Annotated in this window: 13 protein-coding genes; 7 read left to right on the plus strand and 6 right to left on the minus strand. The window is 68.5% G+C overall.

Translation table 11 applies throughout. From position 1 onward, the window contains the following. Positions 1-68: 68 nt before the first annotated feature. Both ACEU5R_RS13855 and ACEU5R_RS13860 read right to left on the minus strand, forming a co-directional pair. Entirely contained in the window at positions 69-2,936 is a 2,868-nt protein-coding gene (locus tag ACEU5R_RS13855) for a 2-oxoglutarate dehydrogenase E1 component (RefSeq protein ID WP_103273228.1), read from the minus strand. 346 nt (positions 2,937-3,282) lie between these two features. Beyond that, on the minus strand, positions 3,283-3,753 hold the full coding sequence (locus tag ACEU5R_RS13860) for an Lrp/AsnC family transcriptional regulator (protein WP_103273227.1): 471 nt from the start codon (positions 3,751-3,753) through the stop codon (positions 3,283-3,285). Between the two features lie 195 nt (positions 3,754-3,948). On the opposite strand from ACEU5R_RS13860, the gene ACEU5R_RS13865 reads away from it, so the two are divergent. Together ACEU5R_RS13865 and ACEU5R_RS13870 are read left to right on the plus strand one after the other, a co-directional pair. Further along, positions 3,949-4,965: a 1-aminocyclopropane-1-carboxylate deaminase gene (locus tag ACEU5R_RS13865; protein WP_103273226.1), complete on the plus strand. Its 1,017-nt coding sequence runs from the start codon at positions 3,949-3,951 to the stop codon at positions 4,963-4,965. A 154-nt stretch (positions 4,966-5,119) separates the two neighbouring features. Next, positions 5,120-6,835, plus strand: a complete 1,716-nt coding sequence (locus tag ACEU5R_RS13870; protein ID WP_392410574.1) for a hydantoinase/carbamoylase family amidase — start codon at positions 5,120-5,122, stop codon at positions 6,833-6,835. Positions 6,836-6,922: 87 nt separating this feature from the next. Here ACEU5R_RS13870 and ACEU5R_RS13875 read toward each other — a convergent pair whose 3' ends face one another. After that, positions 6,923-8,977, minus strand: coding sequence for an OPT family oligopeptide transporter (locus tag ACEU5R_RS13875; protein ID WP_392410575.1), 2,055 nt, complete (start codon positions 8,975-8,977; stop codon positions 6,923-6,925). Positions 8,978-9,285: 308 nt separating this feature from the next. Here ACEU5R_RS13875 and mdeB point away from each other — a divergent pair, with 308 nt between their 5' ends. From mdeB to ACEU5R_RS13890, 3 genes are all read left to right on the plus strand, one after another. After that, positions 9,286-11,985, plus strand: coding sequence for an alpha-ketoglutarate dehydrogenase (gene mdeB, locus ACEU5R_RS13880; protein ID WP_103273223.1), 2,700 nt, complete (start codon positions 9,286-9,288; stop codon positions 11,983-11,985). A gap of 374 nt (positions 11,986-12,359) precedes the next feature. Further along, the gene (locus ACEU5R_RS13885) at positions 12,360-14,654 is read left to right on the plus strand and encodes an NADP-dependent malic enzyme (protein ID WP_103273222.1); all 2,295 of its coding nucleotides are present in this window, start codon (positions 12,360-12,362) and stop codon (positions 14,652-14,654) included. Between the two features lie 210 nt (positions 14,655-14,864). Then, complete coding sequence (locus ACEU5R_RS13890) at positions 14,865-15,317, plus strand: DUF2214 family protein (RefSeq protein WP_103273221.1); 453 nt, start codon at positions 14,865-14,867, stop codon at positions 15,315-15,317. Between the two features lie 13 nt (positions 15,318-15,330). Here the strand turns inward: ACEU5R_RS13890 and ACEU5R_RS13895 are convergent, their stop codons facing one another. Beyond that, positions 15,331-16,215, minus strand: a complete 885-nt coding sequence (locus tag ACEU5R_RS13895) for a LysR substrate-binding domain-containing protein (RefSeq protein WP_233772758.1) — start codon at positions 16,213-16,215, stop codon at positions 15,331-15,333. A 9-nt stretch (positions 16,216-16,224) separates the two neighbouring features. Beyond that, positions 16,225-16,992 (minus strand): MipA/OmpV family protein, encoded by a 768-nt coding sequence (locus ACEU5R_RS13900; RefSeq protein WP_392410576.1) that lies wholly within the window; start codon positions 16,990-16,992, stop codon positions 16,225-16,227. Positions 16,993-17,157: 165 nt separating this feature from the next. Here ACEU5R_RS13900 and ACEU5R_RS13905 point away from each other — a divergent pair, with 165 nt between their 5' ends. After that, the gene (locus ACEU5R_RS13905) at positions 17,158-17,826 is read left to right on the plus strand and encodes a response regulator (RefSeq protein WP_392410577.1); all 669 of its coding nucleotides are present in this window, start codon (positions 17,158-17,160) and stop codon (positions 17,824-17,826) included. Further along, positions 17,823-19,172 carry a sensor histidine kinase gene (locus ACEU5R_RS13910; RefSeq protein ID WP_392410578.1) on the plus strand — a complete coding sequence of 450 codons (1,350 nt, stop codon included), beginning with the start codon at positions 17,823-17,825 and terminating at the stop codon, positions 19,170-19,172. The genes ACEU5R_RS13905 and ACEU5R_RS13910 overlap by 4 nt, the downstream gene beginning before the upstream one ends. Before the next feature lie 18 nt (positions 19,173-19,190). Here the strand turns inward: ACEU5R_RS13910 and ACEU5R_RS13915 are convergent, their stop codons facing one another. Beyond that, positions 19,191-20,306, minus strand: a complete 1,116-nt coding sequence (locus ACEU5R_RS13915) for a hypothetical protein (protein WP_392410579.1) — start codon at positions 20,304-20,306, stop codon at positions 19,191-19,193. Positions 20,307-20,338 lie beyond the last annotated feature (32 nt).

The following is a 20,338-nucleotide window of genomic DNA, read 5'->3' on the forward strand; positions in this document are numbered from 1 at the left end:
TTTTTTGTGTGGGGGCGGCGGGGCGGGCGCGGTTTCTGATACCGGCGCCCCCCCGCGCGCTTTGGTGCTTACTTCGTCAGCATGACCTTGAACTTGGGCGCGAAGGCGGTCTCGATCAGGGCCTTCTGCTGTTCCTGGTGCTTGGCCAGGTAGCCGACGGCCGGCGAAGCCGACGCGGCACGACCGGCGTAGCCCAGCTTCTGGCCTTCGGTCATGTTCTCGTACACGTGATGCTGGATGTAGAACCACGGGCCCTGGTTCTGCGGCTCGTCCTGCACCCAGATCACTTCCGTGGCCTTGGGGTACTTGCGCAGTTCGGCTTCGAAGGCCTTGTGAGCGAACGGATACAGCTGCTCGACACGGACGATGGCGACGTTGTCGGCGCCACGCTCGCGGCGGGCGTTGACCAGGTCATAGTAGACCTTGCCCGAGCAGGCCAGCACGCGCTTGACCTTGGCGGCGTCGATCGTGTCGTCCACTTCGCCGATCACGGGGCGGAAGCTGCCGCCGGCCAGATCGGTCAGCGGCGAGCCGGCGTCCTTGTTGCGCAGCAGCGACTTGGGCGTGAACAGCACCAGCGGCTTGCGGAACGGGCGGATCATCTGGCGACGCAGAACGTGGAAGATCTGCGAGGCCGAGGTCGGCTGAACCACTTGCATGTTGTTGTCGGCGCACAGCTGCAGGAAGCGCTCGATGCGGCCCGACGAGTGCTCGGGACCCTGGCCTTCGTAGCCGTGCGGCAGCATCAGGGTCAGGCCCGACTGGCGGCCCCACTTGGCTTCGCCGGAGCTGATGAACTGGTCGATCACGACCTGGGCGCCGTTGACGAAGTCGCCGAACTGGCCTTCCCAGATGGTCAGCGTGTTGGGCTCGGCGCTGGAGTAGCCGTATTCAAAGCCCAGCACCGCCTCTTCGGACAGCACGGAGTCGATCACGGTGAAAGGCGCCTGGCCTTCCGAGACGTTCTGCAGCGGGATGTAGGTGCCGTCGTTCCAGCGCTCGCGGTTCTGGTCGTGCAGCACGGCGTGGCGGTGCGTGAACGTGCCACGGCCCGAGTCCTGGCCGGTGATGCGGATGGCGTAGCCCGAGGACACCAGGGTCGCGAAGGCGAGGTGCTCGCCCATGCCCCAGTCCAGGTTCATCTCGCCCTTGGCCATGGTGCGACGGTCGTTCAGCAGCTTGGCGACCAGCGGGTGCACGGTGAAGCCTTCCGGCACCGTGGTGATGCGCTCGCCGATGCGCTTCAGTTCAGCCAGCGGCACGGCGGTGTCGGCCTGGTCGGTCCACTTGGCGCCCAGGAAGGGCGACCAGTCGATGGCGTACTTGCTCTTGTAGTCGGTCAGCACCGGCTCGATGGTGCGCTGGCCGTCTTCCATCAGCTGGCGGTAGTCCTTGACCAGCTGGTCGGCTTCGCCTTCGGCCAGCACGCCCTGCGTGGTCAGCTTGTCGGCGTACAGCTTGCGCGTGCCGGGGTGATGGCCGATGCGCTTGTACATCAGCGGCTGCGTCAGCGAGGGGGTGTCCTGCTCGTTGTGGCCCAGCTTGCGGAAGCAGACGATGTCGACCACGACGTCGTGGCGGAACTGCAGGCGGTAGTCCAGCGCCAGCTTGGTGACGAACACCACGGCTTCGGGATCGTCGCCGTTGACGTGGAACACCGGGGCTTCGATCATCTTGACCACGTCGGTGCAATACAGCGTCGAACGCGAGTCGCGCGGGTCGGACGTGGTGAAGCCGATCTGGTTGTTGATGACGATGTGCAGCGTGCCGCCCGTGCCGTAGCCGCGGGTCTGGGCCAGGTTCAGGGTTTCCATGACCACGCCCTGGCCGGCGAAGGCCGCGTCGCCGTGCACCAGCACCGGCAGCACCTGCTTGCCTTCGGCGTCGCCGCGGCGTTCCTGGCGAGCGCGCGCGCTGCCTTCGACCACGGGGTTGACGATTTCCAGGTGGGACGGGTTGAACGCCAGCGACAGGTGCACCGGACCGCCACGGGTGGACAGGTCGCTCGAGAAGCCGTTGTGGTACTTCACGTCGCCGTCGGTCAGGCCTTCGGCGTGCTTGCCTTCGAACTCGGCGAACAGGTCGCCGGGCATCTTGCCCATGATGTTCACGAGCAGGTTCAGGCGGCCGCGGTGGGCCATGCCGACCACGATTTCCTGCACGCCGTTCTCACCGGCGTGGTTCACCACTTCGTCCATCGAGGCGATGAAGCTCTCGCCGCCTTCCAGCGAGAAGCGCTTCTGGCCGACGTACTTGGTGTGCAGGAAGCGCTCGAGGCCTTCGGACTCGGTCAGCTGCTGCAGGATGTGGCGCTTTTCCTCGACCGTGTAGGTCGGCGCGCCTAGCGTGGTTTCCAGGCGTTCCTGGATCCAGCGCTTGGCGGCGGGGTCGGAGATATGCGTGAATTCGGCACCGATGCTGCGGCAGTACGTGTCGCGCAGCGCCTTCAGGATGTCGCGCAGCGTCATGGTGCTGGCGGTCGTGAAGTAGGTGTTGGTGGCCGAGTAGGTCTGGTCCAGGTCGGCTTCGGTCAGGCCGTAGAAGGCGGGATCGAGCTCGGGGATCGGCGGACGTTCCTGGCGCTTGAGCGGATCGAGGTCGGCCCAGCGCGAACCCAGCGAACGGTAGGCGGCGATCAGGGACTGCACCGAGACTTGCTTGCTGGCGACGCTCAGGTCGGGTTCGGCGGCGCGTTGCACGAAGGCATTGGCCTTGGCGCGCTGAGCGAACGATTCGACGATGGGAGCGTGGGCCTGGTCGCGGGTGGATTCCTGGCCGTCGGTGGCGGGAGCGTGCTGCAGCTGGTCGAAGTATTCGCGCCAGTTGTCCGGCACCGAACCGGGGTTGTCGAGGTAGGCTTCGTAAAGCTCCTCAACGTAGGGGGCGTTCCCCCCAAACAGATAAGACGTGGATAGGGATTCTATTTCCGAAGACATAATCGCTTCACCTTTACGAGTGCTTCACTCGACACGATGCAGGAAAAAACCTTCCGCGACACGGGCTTCCCGGTTAGCGGATAGCAGGGGCAGAAGGCGCGTACAAGCCCTTAAAAGCCGTATGGATTAAGAGTATAACCCTTTGAGTTTATGGGCGTCTTGCTGCGATTGCGTGACGCAAAACGGCCGTCCATCGCCGTTTCCCGGCCTGCGGGAATGTCCTGGCAACCCCTTCTATCGAGCCGTCTACGCGCATTCAAAATGCCGTCTGCGAAAAATGCGGCGGCGCATCATGAAAGACCTCGCAGCAGCGCAGTGTTGCGCTTTTGCGTCGGATCAGGCGCGCTCAGAGCGGCAATTCGGTGGTCGACATGATCTCCTTCAATACGAAGAAGGTGCGGATCTGCCGTACCCCGGGCAGCTTGATGATCTCGCCCGCGTGCAGCTTGTTGAAGCGCTCCAGGTCGCGGATGCGCAGCATCAGGAAGTAGTCGAACTCCCCCGCCACCAGATGACACTCCAGGCAGCCGCTGATGCCGCGCGCGGCCTCCTCGAAGTCGGTGAAAGCCTCCGGCGTGGAACGGTCCAGCACCACGCCCACGATCACCAGCGTGGCCATGTCCGCCGCGGCCGGCTCCAGCAGCGCCACCGTCTTGCGGATCACGCCCTCGGTGCGCAGCTTTTCCACCCGCCGCAGGCAGGCCGCCGGGCTGAGATTCACCCGCGCGCTCAAATCCAGGTTGGTGATCTGCGCGTCCTTTTGCAGCACCCGCAGGATCTGGCGGTCGATCCGGTCCAGGCTGGAGAGGGTGGCCATCTTATCTGTCCCTGTAAATTTAATTTTGATGAGTCATCGTTTTTATAAATTCAAAGGACTATCAAGTCCATCAACCTAAATGAAACATCAATAAATCACAAAAATACGCAATTGACCACATAACCCCATGATTCCTATGATTTTTTTCAGCCACGGCCGCTTCCGGCCCGGCTCGAAAACGCCAAAGGAGCTTCCATGGACCTGCAACGCTTCCCCCGCCACCGCCTGACCTTCGGCGACACGCCCATCGAACGGCTGGACCGGCTGTCGGCCCACCTGGGCGGCAAGGTCGAGCTCTACGCCAAGCGCGAGGACTGCAATAGCGGCCTGGCCTTCGGCGGCAACAAGCTGCGCAAGCTGGAATACCTGATCCCGCAAGCGCTGGAACAAGGCTGCGACACACTCGTCACCATCGGCGGCATCCAGTCCAACCACACGCGCATGGTCGCGGCGGTGGCGGCCAAGCTGGGCCTGAAGTGCGTGCTGGTGCAGGAAAACTGGGTGGACTATTCGGACGCCGTCTACGACCGGGTCGGCAACATCATGATGAGCCGGCTGATGGGCGCCGACGTGCGGCTGGTGGACCAGGGCTTCGACATCGGCTTCCGACGCAGCTGGGAAGAGGCGCTGGAGGACGTGCGCCGCCGTGGCGGCAAGCCCTACGCCATTCCGGCCGGCGCGTCGGACCATGAACTGGGCGGACTGGGCTATGTGGGCTTCGCCGAGGAAGTGCGGCGCCAGGAAGCCGGACTGGGCTTCAAGTTCGACTACATCGTGGTCTGCGCCGTCACCGGCAGCACGCAGGCCGGCATGGTGGTGGGCTTCGCCGACGACGGTCGCGCCGACCGCGTGATCGGCATCGACGCCTCGGCCACGCCGGACCAGACGCGGGCGCAGATCCTGCGCATCGCGCGCCGCACCGCCGACATGGTCGGGCTGGGCCGCGCCATCGAGGACGCCGACGTGACCCTGGACACGCGCTACGCCTATCCGGCCTACGGCCTGCCCTCGGCCGAGACCAACGAGGCCATCCGCCTGTGCGCGCGGCTGGAGGGCATGATGACGGACCCGGTCTACGAGGGCAAATCCATGCAGGGCATGGTGGACAAGGTCCGGCGCGGCGAATTTCCCGCCGGCTCGCGGGTGCTGTACGCACATCTCGGGGGGGTGCCGGCGATCAACGCCTACAGCTTTCTCTACCGCAACGGCTGAGCCCGGCGGCTACGGCGCGCTGGGCTGGCCTTGCGGCGACCTGCGCTGAGCAGGCTCGGCGGTGCAATCCATGCATTCATGTATATGACCGCGACGGGATTCGGGCTATGGTGTCTGGCCCTCTCCCGCCCCTGCCCTCTCACGGATCCGCGCCATGCCCCATACGCTAGCCCGACTCAACGCCGCGACCGCCGACGACGCCGCCAGCATGCTGGCCGGACTGTACCCGGGCGCGCCCGGGATCGCGGCCCGGGCGCTGGACGAACGCCCCTTCGCCACGCTGGCCCAGCTCAAGCAGGCCCTGCGCCGCGCTGTCGACGGCGCGGGCGGCGAGGTGCTGGCGGCGCTGATCGACGCCGGCGCCAGCACGCTCCCCAAGGGCGACACGTCCGCCGAACGAGACGAGCTGGCCAGACTGGCCGGCGCCTATCGCGAGCGCCATGGCCACGATCCCGTGCTGGCGACGCACGACGCACGGGGCCGCGAACTGGACGCGGGCCAGGCCATCGCCAGCCTCGCGCGCCGCCTGGACCATCCGGCCGACATCGAACGGCAAGAGACGCTGATCGCGCTCCATCGCAACGCCGAACTGCGACTGCGCGACGCCTTCGGCGACCGCCCCGCGCTGGGCGAGGACATCTGGGACTGGCATGAGCAACTGAGCGCGCACAGCGACCCCGGCTACGCCGAGCGCGGCCTGCTCACCGTCACCTACCTGACCGATGCCCACCGGGCCTGCGCCCGCCAGATCGAAACCTGGATGCGCGACGGCGGCTTCGACGAGGTCGGCATCGACGCGGTCGGCAACGTGGTCGGCCGCTATCGCGCCGCCACGGCGGACGCCCCCATCCTGTTGACCGGCAGCCACTACGACACGGTGCGCAACGCCGGCAAGTACGACGGCCGCCTGGGCATCTTCGTGCCCATGGCCTGCGTGCGCGAGCTGAGCCGCCAGGGCCGGCGGCTGCCGTTCCAGATCGAGGTGGTCGCCTTCGCGGAAGAAGAAGGTCAGCGTTATCCCGCCACCTTTCTGGGATCCGGCGCGCTGACGGGCGACTTCCAACCCGCCTGGCTGGACCAGGTGGACGCCGACGGCATCAGCATGCGCGAGGCGCTGCGCCGCGCCGGCCTGCGGGCCGAGGACATTCCCCGGCTGCGCCGCGATCCGGCGCGCTACCTGGGCTTCATCGAGGTGCATATCGAGCAGGGCCCGGTGCTGTACGAGCTGGGCCTGCCGCTGGCCGCCGTGACCTCGATCAATGGCTGCGTGCGCTACCGCGTGCGCATCCAGGGCATGGCCAGCCACGCCGGCACCACGCCCATGGGCAGCCGACGCGACGCGGCCACGGCCGCGGCGGAACTGTTGCTGTACGTGGAGCGGCGCGCCGCCGCCGACGCGGGCTCGGTCGGCACGGTGGGCATGCTGGAGGTGCCGAACGGCTCGATCAATGTGGTGCCCGGGGAATGCCGGTTCAGCCTGGACCTGCGCGCGCCCAGCGATGCGCAGCGCGACGCGCTGGCCCGCGACGTGCTGGCCGAGCTGGCCGCCATCTGCGCGCGCCGTGGCCTGCGCCAGACGACGGAGCAAACCATGCGCGCCTCGGCCGCGCCCAGCCATCCGCGATGGCAACAGCGCTGGGAGCGCGCCATCGCCGCGCAGGGCCTGCCGCCGCATTGCATGGCCAGCGGCGCCGGCCACGACGCCATGAAGCTGCATGAAATCATGCCGCAGGCCATGCTGTTCGTGCGCGGTCAGAACCACGGCATCAGCCACAATCCGCTGGAAACCACCACCAGCGACGACATCCAGCTGGCCGTGCAGGCCTATGGCAGCCTGCTGGACGAGCTGGCCCGCGAATCGGGGAATTGAACAAGAAAATCGGCCCGCGATCGCGGGCCGGCATCAGGATGGCCGCCCGCCGCCGGTCTGCCGACGGCGGGCCGATCCGGGAATCGCTCAGGCCAGGCGCATCACCCGGCGCCAGAACAACACGGCCACGAACGCGAACACGGCCAGCCCCAGGTACGAGGCGGTGACGCCGAAGTCCGCGCCGACCAGGGCCAGCGGCGCTTCGCTGCCCGAGGCGCCGATGATGGCGGCCATCAGCACACCCACCAAGCTCTCGCCCACGATCAGGCCGGAGGCGATCAGCACGCCGCGCCGGTTGGCGGCGTCGGCGTAGTCGTCATAGCGCTGGCCGGCGGCCGCGGCGCGGCGGCGCAGCGCGCGCTCCAGCGCCCAGGCCAGCAAGGCGCCCGCCACCAGCGGCGCGGCGACGGTGGGCGGCAGATAGATGCCGATGCCCACGGCCAGCACCGGCATGCGCGCCACGCGGCAGGTGCGCTGCATGATGGCGTCGACCGCGATCAGGCCCACGCCCACCGCCATGCCGATCAGGATCATGGTCCAGTTCAGCTGGTGCGAGAAGATGCCGCGCGCGATCGCCAGCATCAGCGTCGCCTGCGGCGCGGACAGGGCCTGGCCCGGATCCATGCCTTCGCGCGGCATGGCGTCGGCGAAGCCGTAGGCGTTATACAGCAGTTCCAGCACCGGCGAGATCACGGCGGCGCCGAGCACGCAGCCGATCAGCAGCGCCACCTGCTGGCGCCAGGGTGTCGCGCCCACCAGCCAGCCGGTCTTCAGGTCCTGCAGGTTGTCGTTGGCGATCGAGGCCACCGCCACCACCGCCGAGGTGCTGAAGATCGCCAGCGCGATGGTCATCTGCACGCCGTTCTTCGCTTCCAGCAGCTCGCCGCCCAGGACCAGCATCAGCAGCGAGACCAGCACGATGGCGACGATGCCCACGCCCGAGATCGGGCTGGACGACGTGCCCACCAGGCCGGCCATGTACCCGCAGGCCGCCGCCACCAGGAAGCCGAAGACGAAGGCGAACAGCACGGCGTAGGCGACCAGCTTCCAGACGGCAGCCGCCGACAGCGGCGCGTCGGCCAGGAAGACCTGGAACGTGACGACCAGGATGGCCACCAGCACCAGCGTGACGATGGAGATCCAGCCCGCCGACAGGTCGCGCTCGGTGCGCGGCGCCTGGCCGGCGCGGGCCTTGCCCGCCTTGCTCAGGGCCGAGAACGAGGCCTTGACGCCGCGCGCCATCGGCATGAACAGCGTGGCCAGGGTCCAGATCGCGCCCACGCCGATCACGCCGGCGCCGATGAAGCGCACCTGCGAAGACCAGATGCCGGTGGCGTACTGCGCCAGCGTCTTGCCGGTCGGCAGGTCGCCCATGGAGGTCAACACCGGCACGGCGATGCCCCAGGCGATCACCAGACCGGTCAGCATGGCCAGGCCGGCCACGATGCCGATCAGGTAGCCGGCGCCCAGCAGCGCCAGCGAAAAGCCCATGGGCAGGCGGAACACCGCCCCGCCCAGCGCGAACCAGCCGCTCACGCTCTCGCCCAGCACCCGCAGGCCGCTGGCGGCGAAGCTCACCGCCGCGGCGACCACGCCGCCGGCCGCGATATCGGCCATGCCGGTGGCGGCGGGCTTGGCCGCCTTGCCCGGCGCGGCGTCGGCCTGCGCTTCCTGAGCGCGCTCGGCGCTGCCCACCCGGAGAATCTCGGCCGCGGCCACGCCCTCGGGATAGGGCAGCTCGCTCTGCACCACCATGACGTGGCGCAGCGGAATCGAGAACATCACGCCCAGCATGCCGCCGGCGGCGCAGATGCCCAGGGTCTGCCAGAACGGAAAGCCCTGCCAGTAGCCCATCATGACCAGGGCGGGCAGGATGAAGATGATGGACGACAGCGTGCCCGCCGCCGAAGCCTGCGTCTGCACCATGTTGTTTTCAAGGATGTTGGCGTCCTTGAACAGGCGCAGCACGGACATGGAGATCACGGCCGCCGGGATGGCGGACGAGAAGGTCAGGCCGACCTTCAGCCCGAGGAACACGTTCGAAGCCGTGAAGATGACGGTGATCAGTGCGCCCAGCAGGACGCCGCGGAACGTCAGTTCCGGCAGCGTCACGTCTGCCGGGACGCTGATGGGTTGAGCCATTGAAGTCTCCTTTTCACTGGCCGGGCGGCTGCGTGTCGGACTTCTGGTCCGCGCCGCGGCGCCCGGCCTTAGGGGCATGTCGCCCTGTAGGTTTGCCGGTTGGTTTTTTTGCCAAACCGCGAATTCTAGCCTGCCCGCGTCCGCCCAGTGGTCGCGCGACATCAAACGCATTGCACGGCAGAAACTGCCGCCAGCGAAAAAGATCGCGGAAGATTATGCTGAATCCCTACGATACCGCACGGGAATTTGGACACTCATACCGGAGGCCAGGGTCTAGCATGAGCGCTATAACAGGAGACGATTTCACCATGTGCGACGCCAGCCATCCGAACGCCGGGCAAGACCTCCGGCAAGCCGCCACCGAGGACGCCGATCCCGCCGAAACCGCCGAATGGCGCGAGGCCCTGCAGGCGCTGGCGCAGAGCGCCGGCCCTGGCCGCGCCGGTTACGTGCTGGAGAATCTGCTGGCCCACGCCGCGTCGCTGGGGCTGCGCGCCAACGGCCAGACCCGCAGCGCCTATCTGAATACCATCCCGGCCGACCAGGAGCCGCCCTTCCCCGGCAACCTGGCGGTGGAAGAGCGCATCGCCCGCATCAATCGCTGGAACGCGCTGGCCATGGTGGTGCGGGCCAACCAGGCGCACGGCGAGCTGGGCGGCCACATCGCCAGCTATGCCTCGGCCGCCGACCTGTTCGAGGTGGGCTTCAATCATTTCTTTCGCGCGCAGGGTCCGGACGGTCCCGGCGACCTGGTCTACATGCAACCGCACTCCGCGCCGGGCGTCTATGCGCGCGCCTACCTGGAAGGCTTCCTGAACGACGAGGACCTGGCGCATTTCCGCCAGGAGATCACGGCGCGGGCGCGCGGCCTGCGCGGCCTGTCGTCCTATCCGCACCCGTGGCTGATGCCGGACTTCTGGCAGTTTCCCACCGGCTCGATGGGAATCGGCCCGATCAACGCCATCTATCAGGCCCGCTTCATGCGCTACCTGGAACACCGCTCGCTGGCCCCTGCCAGCGAGCGCAAGGTCTGGGGCATCTTCGGCGACGGCGAGATGGACGAGCCCGAATCGATCGCCGCGCTGACGCTGGCCGCGCGCGAGAAGCTCGACAACCTGGTGTTCGTGGTCAACTGCAACCTGCAACGGCTGGACGGCCCGGTGCGCGGCAACGGCCGCATCATCGATGAGCTGGAAACGCTGTACGCCGGCGCCGGCTGGAACGTCATCAAGCTGGTCTGGGGCAGCGACTGGGACGCGCTCCTGCGGCGCGACGCCACCGGCGCGCTGGCGCGCGCCTTCGCCAACACGGTGGACGGCCAGTTCCAGACCTTCGCCGCCAATGACGGCGCCTTCAACCGCGCGCATTTCTTCAACCAGAATCCCGAGCTGGCGGCGCTGGTGGCCGACTGGACCGACGACGCCATCGACCGCCTGCACCGCGGCGGCCACGACATGGTGAAGATCCACGCCGCCTACCATCGCGCGGCGCGCCACCGGGGCCAGCCCACCGTCATCCTGGCGCAGACCAAGAAGGGCTTCGGCATGGGCACGGCCGGCCAGGGCAAGATGACCACGCACCAGCAGAAGAAGCTGGACGACGAGGCACTGCTGGCCTTCCGCGACCGCTTCGCGCTGCCGATCTCGGACGCCGACTGCCTGGCGCTGAAGTTCTACCGCCCGGCGCCCGACAGCGCCGAGATCCGCCACCTGCAGGCGCGCCGCGCGGCGCTGGGCGGCCACATTCCCCGCCGCAACACGCAGTCGCCGCGCCTGCCCGCGCCCGAGGTCGCGCAGTGGGGCCGCTTCGCGCTGGAGGCCGACGGCAAGGAAATGTCGTCGACCATGGCCATCGTGCGCATGCTGACCGCCCTGCTCAAGGACGCGACCGTGGGCCCGCGCATCGTGCCCATCGTGGCCGACGAGGCGCGCACCTTCGGCATGGCCAACCTGTTCCGCCAGATCGGCATCTATTCGGCGCAGGGCCAGCTGTACGAGCCGGAGGACATCGGCTCGGTGCTCTATTACCGCGAGGCGCGCGACGGCCAGATCCTCGAGGAAGGCATCACCGAGGCCGGCGCGATCTCGTCCTGGACCGCCGCCGGCACCAGCTATTCGGTGAACGGCCTGCCCATGCTGCCGTTCTATATCTATTACTCGATGTTTGGCTTCCAGCGCATCGGCGACCTGATCTGGGCCGCCGCCGACCAGCGCACGCGCGGCTTCCTGGTGGGCGCCACCTCGGGCCGCACCACTCTGGGCGGCGAGGGCCTGCAGCACCAGGACGGCTCCAGCCACCTGACGGCGGCCACCGTGCCCAATTGCCGCGCCTACGATCCGGCTTACGCCTACGAGGTCGCCGTGATCGTGGAATACGGCATGCGCCGCATGCTGGACGAGCAACACGACGAGTTCTTCTACCTGACCGTCACCAACGAGAACCTGGCCCAGCCCGACATGCCGGCGGACCCGGCGGCGCGCGCGGGCATCCTGCGCGGCCTGTACCGGCTGCGCCCGGCGCGCGGCCAGGCCCAGGTGCGCCTGCTGGGCTCGGGCCCCATGCTGCGCGAGGCCGAACTGGCGGCCGATCGCCTGCGCGACGAATACGGCGTGGACGCCGAAGTCTGGAGCGTGACCAGCTATTCCGAACTGGCGCGCGACGGCCGCGAAGCCGAGCGCGCCCGCCTGCTGGGCCTGCCGGCGGCCCCGGATGCCGACTGGGTTCGGGCCTGCCTGGGCGACAGCCAGGCCCCCGTGATCGCCGCCAGCGACTACGTGCGCGCCGTGCCCGAACAGATCCGCGCCTGGGTGCCCGCGCCCTACCGCACGCTGGGCACCGACGGTTTCGGCCGCAGCGACACGCGGGCTCAGCTGCGCGACTTCTTCGAGGTCGGCCGCGACTGGATCGTGCTGCAAGCGCTGGACAGCCTGGGACGCGCGGCCGACGTCCAGGCGCTGCGCGAGCGGCTGGGCGCGGCAACGCGCCATACGCCGCCCTGGGCGCAGTGAAACACGGGGAGGCGGCCGCGCCATTGCGGCATGGCCGCCTCCCCGCCGCCCATTCCCCACCGACCTGTTCCCGGATCCAGGTCCGCCGTCGGACGTGTCCCAGGCCGGCATTCCCGCCTCTCGTCGTCCCCCATTCCTTTCGCGGCCTGCCCGCAGCCCGAACCGCGCGGATTTCCCGCCGCGATCACGCGCCGGCTTGATCAAAGTCCACCCTGAATCCGCTGCTCGTTGCGGCGCAGCAAGCGCTCGCGCCCGCTTTCTGGTGAAATACGGACGTTCCCAGGCATTTCCCCAAAGAATACGCGGGCCCCAGGCCCGCATTTTTGTTTCCCGTTTCCGTTTCACCGTTGATGGCCCTCGCAGGCCTTATCCCCATGGACGACACTCTCGCTAAATTGGCGTTGGACTACCACGCCTACCCGACCCCGGGCAAAATCTCCGTCACCCCGACCAAGACGCTGGCCAACCAGGACGACCTGTCGCTGGCCTACTCGCCGGGCGTGGCCGCCGCGTGCATGGCCATCTTCGACCAGGGCGACGACGCCGCGTCCAAGTACACCTCGCGCGGCAACCTGGTGGGCGTGATCACCAACGGCACCGCCGTGCTGGGCCTGGGCAACATCGGCCCGCTGGCCGCCAAGCCCGTGATGGAAGGCAAGGGCTGCCTGTTCAAGAAGTTCGCCGGCATCGACGTGTTCGACATCGAACTGGCCGAGAACGACCCCGACAAGCTGGTCGACATCATCGCGGCGCTGGAACCCACGCTGGGCGGCGTCAACCTCGAGGACATCAAGGCGCCCGAGTGCTTCTACATCGAGAAGAAGCTGCGCGAGCGCATGAAGATCCCGGTCTTCCATGACGACCAGCACGGCACCGCCATCATCTCGTCGGCCGCCATCCTGAACGGCCTGAAGGTCGTGAACAAGGACATCGGCTCGGTCAAGCTGGCCTGCTCGGGCGCCGGCGCCGCCGCCATCGCCTGCCTGGACCTGCTGGTGCACCTGGGCGTCAAGCGCGAGCACATCTACGTGGTGGACTCGCGCGGCGTGATCTGGGACGGCCGCGACGAAAACATGGAGGCCAACAAGAAGCGCTACGCGCAGAAGACCGACGCGCGCACGCTGGCCGACGTGGTCAACGGCGCCGACGTGTTCCTGGGCTGCTCGACCGCCGGCGTGCTGACCGCCGACATGGTCAAGACCATGGCCGACCGTCCGCTGATCCTGGCCCTGGCCAACCCCGAGCCGGAAATCCGCCCGGAAGTCGCCAAGGCCGCGCGTCCCGACTGCATCATCGCCACCGGCCGTTCGGACTACCCGAACCAGGTCAACAACGTGCTGTGCTTCCCCTTCATCTTCCGCGGCGCCATGGACGCCGGCGCCTCGCGCATCACGGAAGAAATGAAGCTGGCTTGCGTGAAGGCCATCGCCGACCTGGCCCAGGCCGAGCAGAACGACGAAGTGGCCCGCGCCTACGCCGGCCAGGAACTGTCGTTCGGCCCCGACTACATCATCCCCAAGCCCTTCGATCCGCGCCTGATCGTGCAGATCGCCCCGGCCGTGGCCCAGGCCGCCGCCGAGTCCGGCGTGGCCGCCCGTCCCATCGAGGACATCGAGGCCTACCGCCAGAAGCTGATGGGCTTCGTGTACCACTCGGGCCAGCTGATGCGCCCGCTGTTCGCCCAGGCCAAGAAGGCGCCCAAGCGCGTCATCTACGCCGATGGCGAAGACGAGCGCGTGCTGCGCGCCGTGCAGACCGTCATCGACGAGAAGCTGGCCCAGCCCATCCTGATCGGCCGCCCCTCCGTCATCGAGATGCGTATCAAGAAGTTCGGCCTGCGCATGACGCCGGGCGTGAACCTGGAGATCGTCGATCCCGAGGACGACGGCCGCTTCAACGAAACCTGGAACGCCTACTACCAGCTCAAGGGCCGCGAGGGCGTGACGCCGGCCATCGCCAAGGCGATGATCCGCAAGCACAACACGCTGATCGGCGCGATGCTGCTGCGTCGTGGCGATGCCGACGCGCTGCTGTGCGGCGTGGCCAGCAAGTACGACAACCAGCTCAAGTACATCGACGAGATCATCGGCAGGAAGGAAGGCCAGACCTACGCCGCGCTGAACGTGCTGATGCTGCCCGACCAGACGCTGTTCGTCACCGACACGCACGTCAACGAGAACCCCTCGGCCGAGGAAGTCGCCAGCATCACCATCCAGGCCGCCGACGAGATGCTGCGCTTTGGCGTGGTGCCGAAGATCGCGCTGCTGTCGCACTCGAACTTCGGCAGCCGCCAGACCGAGTCGTCGCGCAAGATGGCCGCCGCGCGCCAGCGCGTGCAGGAACGCGCGCCCGACCTGGAAGTGGACGGTGAAATGCACGCCGACGCCGCGCTGTCGGAGAAGATCCGCGTGCTGGCCTATCCGGACAGCACCCTGAAGGGTCGCGCCAACCTGCTGGTCATGCCCAACCTGGACACCGGCAACATCACCTACAACATGCTGAAGATGACCGGCAGCAATGGCGTGGCGATGGGTCCGATCCTGCTGGGCGCGGCCCGCCCCGTGCACATCCTGACCACCAGCGCCACCGTGCGCCGCATCGTCAACATGACGGCGCTGGCCGTGGTGGACGCGCAGCAGGAAGCCGCCGAGGCCGCCCGCCGCCGCTAGGCCGGCACGCGGTACCGCAGGCAGGGCGCCCCAAAGGGGGCGCCCTTTTTTTTCGCGCGCACGGTCTGGCCGGGAACGCCGGCGCGCCGTCCTCCTCGCGCCACGCGAAGAATGCCCACTGACGGCCGCTGTCATGCCGGCGCGCTGGTGCCGTCCCGCGCCTCGGTGTTAAAAACTGGGCATCCCAACTCCCCGCTTCTGGACACCGTCATGCTGCAAGACGCCCTGCTCGCCTGGATCCACTATCTCGCCATCTTCGTGCTGGTGGTCGTCATGACCGCCGAGGCCGTGCTGCTGCGCCCCGGCCTGGCGCCGGACACGGTGCGCCGGCTCGCCCTCTATGACCGCGTCTACATGTTCTCGGCGCTGGCCGTGCTGGCCACGGGCCTGCTGCGCCTGACGCTGGGCGCCAAGGGCGCCGCCTTCTATATGTCCAATCCCTGGTTCCACGCCAAGATCACGCTCTTCATCGTGATCGGGCTCTGTTCGATCCCGCCCACGCTCAGCTTCCTGCGCTGGCAGAAGCAGGCGCGCCAGCAGCCGGGCTTCGTGCCCTCCGAGCCCGAGATCCGCCGCGCCCGGCGCTGGGTCATGATCGAATCGCACCTGTTCATCCTGCTGCCGCTGTGCGCGGTGCTGATGGCGCGCGGCATCGGCATGTAGCGCCGCGCCAGGCTCAGTCCAGGCGCCGCGCCAGATGCCCGGCCAGCGCCCGCACCCGCGCGGGCAGCAGACGGGTCTCGGTCAGCGCATGGACGGGCAGCGGCGCCACGCGCCATTGCGGCAGGATCCTGCGCAACATGCCCGCGCGCACATAGGGTTCCTGGTCGCCGCCCAGCGCGGCCACGCCGGCGCCCAGCGCCGCGAGCCGCCGCGCCATGCCGGCTTCATTGACCGAGAAACGGCTCGCGGGCCGCACCTCGACGCGCTCGTCGCCGCAGGCCAGCGGCCAGCGCGCCGCCAAGCCATCGGCGCGCAGCCTGAAGCCGATGCAATCTTGCTCGCGCAGGTCCGACGGATGCGCCGGTTCGCCCCTGGCCGCCAGATAGGCCTCGGCGGCATACAGCCCGCCGGACACGAAACCCAGATGATGCGCGACGCGCGACGATACCGGCGGCTCGCCCACGCACAGGGTCAGGTCCGCCGCGTCGAACACACGGCCCGCGTGCTCCGGATTGGCCAGGTTCAGCTGCAGCCGCATGCCGGGATGGTGGCGCGTGAAGTCCACGAAGGCCCCCGCCAGCGCCTCGGTGGCGAAGCCCGCCGGCAGATTGACGCGCAGCAGGCCCTCGAAGGGCGCGTTGCCGTCCTGCAGTTCCTCATGGACGAGCCGGGCCTCGGCCAGGATGCGCCGGCAGCGCTTCAGGTATAGCTGGCCGGCCTCGGTCAGCGCCAGCTTGCGCGTGCTGCGGCTGAGCAGGCTCAGGCCGACCGAGCGCTCAAGCCCCGCCAGCCTGCGCGACAGCGTGGACCGTGGCAGCCCCAGCGCGGCGGCCGCCAGGCTGAAGCTGCCACGCGCCGCGACCTCGGCGAACATTTCCATGTCCTGCAAGCGCTTCATCGGACCCGCTCAGAACGCGTAGACCATGCCCACGCTGCCGAACACATTGCTGTCGCGCTCGACCAACGGGCTGTCGCGGGCGTCGCCCAGCACGGTCGATACGCCCAGCGTGGCGACCGTGCTCCAGCGCGCGGACAGCTGATGCGACCAGGCGGCATACAGCGACGCCGACTGTAAGCCCGAAGACGGGGAATAGGCGTGCAGACCGGCGCGGCTGCGGGCGGCCTGGCCCGGCGTGACGCCGTACCAGGTCTGCATGGCGTCGCCGTTGGCCCATTCGGCGTTGACGCCCACGCGCAGCGCATTGCTGTCGTCGCGCCAGGCCAGGTAGCTGGCGCGCAGCTCCATGACGCCGCCATAACCTTTATGGGCGGCCTGGCGGTAGGCCAGGCCCAGCGCGTAGGGGCCGGGGCGCCATTCCACGAAGGCGCCATAGGTTGCGTGGTAGTCGATATCGTCCAGTCCTTTCAGGCGATCGGCATCGCTGGAATCGCGGTTCAGGCCCATGCCGACGAATACGCCGGCCTCCCAATCCTGCGCCAGCCGCGTCTTCAATCCCATGGCCGGCAGGCCGGCGCGCGGGGTCACGAAGAAGCTGCCCGACTCATAGTTCAGCATGGGCACCGGCAGTGTGCGGTACTCGCTGGAGCCCTGGTAGACCGGCACTACGCCCACCCCCAGCCCCACGACATTCCGGCCGTCGCCCTCGGCCTGGACGGCGGCCGCCGCCAGCATCGATGCCGCGGTTGCCAGGAAACGGCTTGTTAATATGCCCATACTTGTTTTCATCAAGGTTCATGCTCCAGGCGGTTGATCACGGCCGGGAACGTCGCCGGCCAGGGGCCTGTAACCCCAGCGCCGCATTCTGGCGGGGACCTTTTAAGAATTCTTTAAGCCCCGGGGACCGCGCCTCGCGCCCTGTCCCGGCGGCCCGGAGGCCCCTTGCGGATCTTGCTCGTTGAAGACGACGCCATGCTCGGCGACGCGGTGTGCGCCGGCCTGACGCAGGACGGCGCGCGGGTGGACTGGGTCCGCAGCCTGTCCGACGCCCGCCTCGCCCTGGTCGAGCACGACTACAAGGCGGTGCTGCTGGACCTGGGGCTGCCCGAGGGCAGCGGCCTGAAGGTACTGGCCTCGATGCGCGCGCGCTACGACGCCACGCCCGTGCTCATCATCACCGCGCGCGACCGCCTGAGCGAACGCGTCGCCGGCCTGGACGCCGGCGCCGACGACTACATCGTCAAGCCGTTCCAGCTCGACGAACTGCAGGCCCGGCTGCGCGCCGTCCTGCGCCGCAGCAGCAACACCGTGGTCTCGGCCATGCGCCGGGGCGATGTGGCGATCGAACCGGCCCGCCAGATCGTCACGCGCGCCGGCAGGGAAGTCAGCCTCAGCGCCCACGAATACCGCACGCTGCTGGCCCTGATGGAGCGCATGGGCCAGACCGTCAGCCGCGAACAGCTGGAGGTGGCGGTATATGGCGGCAGCGGCACCATCGAGAGCAATACCGTGGCGGTCTATGTCCACCAGTTGCGGCGCAAGCTCGGCGAAGGCCTGATCGTCACCGCGCACGGCGTGGGCTACCGCATCGAAACGGGCGATACGCCATGAAATCCCTGCGCAAGCGCCTGGCGGCCGCCTTGCTGCTGACGATGACGCTCGCCTGGTTCGCGGCCTTCGCGCTCCAGCACCGCATGGTGACCGACGAGCAGACCGGCCAATGGGACCAGTCCCTGCGCGATGCGGCGGTGCAGGCCATGACGCTGGCGCCGGACAGTCTGCTCGAACGCGCGCCCGGCGCGGGCCTGGCGGTCGCCACCACGCCCGAGGAGGACGCCGATCAGACCCGCGTGCAGGTCTGGTCGCTGGCTGATCGCCGGCTGCTGCAGCGCACGCCGGATACGCCGGACGCGCCCTTCGTCGCCGACTTCAAACCCGGCTATGCCACTTCTGATTCTGGCGGACAGACCTGGCGCGCCTATGCCCTCAACGACGCCAGCGGCCGCGTCCAGGTCCAGGCCGCCAAATCCACCCAGGCGTTGCGGGAAAACTATGTCCACCGCCTGACGCGCGGCCTGATCTTCGCCACGCTGATGTTCCTGCTGCTCGTGGCCGCGGCCCTGGGCGTGATGCGACGGGCCTTCAAGCCGGTGGACCGCGCGGGCGACATGATCCTGCGACGCCAGCCGCAGGATCAGACATTGGTGCCGCTGGCGGGCATGCCGGCCGAGCTGCGGCCGTTCATCGATTCGATCAACCAGCTGCTCGAACGCCAGCGCGCGACGGTCGAGCGCGAGCGTGAATTCCTCGCCAACGCCGCCCATGAGCTGCGCACGCCGCTGGCCGCGCTCAGCGCCCAGGCCGAACTGGTGGCGCGCAGCCCCGACACGCCGCAACGCGCCGAAGCCGTGGACAAGCTGCGCGCCGTGGCCATACGCACCGGCCGCCTGACCGAACAGCTGCTGGACCAGGCCCGCACCGATACCCTGTGCGACAGCGTGCCGGAAACGCTGCGCCTGGACCAGCTGGCGAACATGATCGCGCGCGACTACGAGGCCGCCGCCCAGCGCAAGCAACAGCGCATCGTCCTGGACACGCAGCCCTGCGCCGTCATGGGCAACCTGGATGCGCTGGGCGTGCTGCTGCGCAATCTGCTGGACAATGCGCTGCGCTACACGCCCGCGGGCGGCCAGGTGATGGTGTCGTGCCGCGACAGGCAAGACGGCGGCGCGGTGCTGAAGGTAGCGGACAACGGCCCCGGCATTGCGCCGCAGGAACGGCAGCGCGTCTTCGACCGCTTCCACCGCGTGGCGGGCAGCGGCGAGCGCGGCAGCGGCATCGGTCTGGCGCTGGTCGCGCAGATCGCCCGGCGCCACGGCGCGGACATCACGCTGGGGGCCGGCCTGCAGGACCGAGGCATCGCGCTGACCGTCACGTTCCCGTCGTCCGCGCCCTGACGTCGCGGCGCCCGCGCATCAGGGGCAGCGCACCGGCGGTTCCTGCGGATCCGTCTCGTTGACGATGATCCGCGCGAAGCGCAGCACGCCGGCCTCTTCGTTGGACAGCACGCCCAGCACGGCGCCGTCCGGCGCCTGCACCACCGACGTGCCATCGTTCACCGGCTGCGACTGACCCGCGCGCGTCGCCTGGCCGGGCGCCACCGGGCTGAACACCCAGGACTGCGACGGAAAGCGCTGGCGCAGCGGATAGCCCGCCGTCTTCACCTGCGTGCCCGCCGGATAGCGCATCTCGCCCAGCGTCAAGGGGCAGGCCAGCTCGGCATCCGACACCGCCAGCAGCTGGCGGTTTTCATCCAGCTGAACCGTGGGCCGGCCCAGCGTCAGGCCCGCCAGCGGCAGTCCCAGCGGATCGCGCACGCGAACCATCCAGTTCACCGGCTCGCGGTGCCCATCCGTGTAGACGACGCCTCCCCCCATACGCAGCAACTCGGTTCCGGCCGGCCAGCGCCCCACGCCCCCTTCGATGGCATTGCCCCCGGCCAGCACGCATTCGGCGAATTCTGGCCGCGTCCCTTCGTCCTCCACGCGCAGGCGCAGTTTCTGGCTCGTATCGCACAACCAGCCCTCGACCTGCTGCGGCCCCTCGCCCCACAGGTGGATGGTGTGCGGATAGCGGCGCAGCTCCTCGTACGTCTTGGAATCGTAGTCGGTGTGCAGGTAGCGTTCGATGCGGGAGACACGCAGGCCAAAGGCCGGCGCCGGCGGGTCGAACAGCGCCTCGGTGAAGGTTTCCAGCTCACCTTCCTTCGCCAGCGTCAGCCGCGCGCCGGCCGGCATCAGCACGCCGCCCAGCGTCTGCGCCTGGGCCAGCGTCACGCGTCGGGCGGCATCGCGGCGCGCGAATTCGCGGTCGATCTGCCACACCTGGTATTGGAATGACAGGTAGAAGCTGGCGGCCAGCGCCAGGACCAGCATCAGCACGACGCCCAGCACCGGCCTGGCGGCGAAGCGGGAACGCGCCCGCCGGCTCAACAGCAGCCGCAACAGCCATATCAGCAGACACACTCCCGCGCCCATCGAGGCGAACAGCAGGAGCAGGGATTCGATCGAAGGTAGCGCGACGGGAATCATGGCTGAGCATGATACGCGAGTCGATACACGTA

Origin of the sequence: Achromobacter sp. 413638 (assembly GCF_043119405.1) — a bacterium.
Taxonomy (GTDB): Bacteria; Pseudomonadota; Gammaproteobacteria; order Burkholderiales; family Burkholderiaceae_B; genus Achromobacter.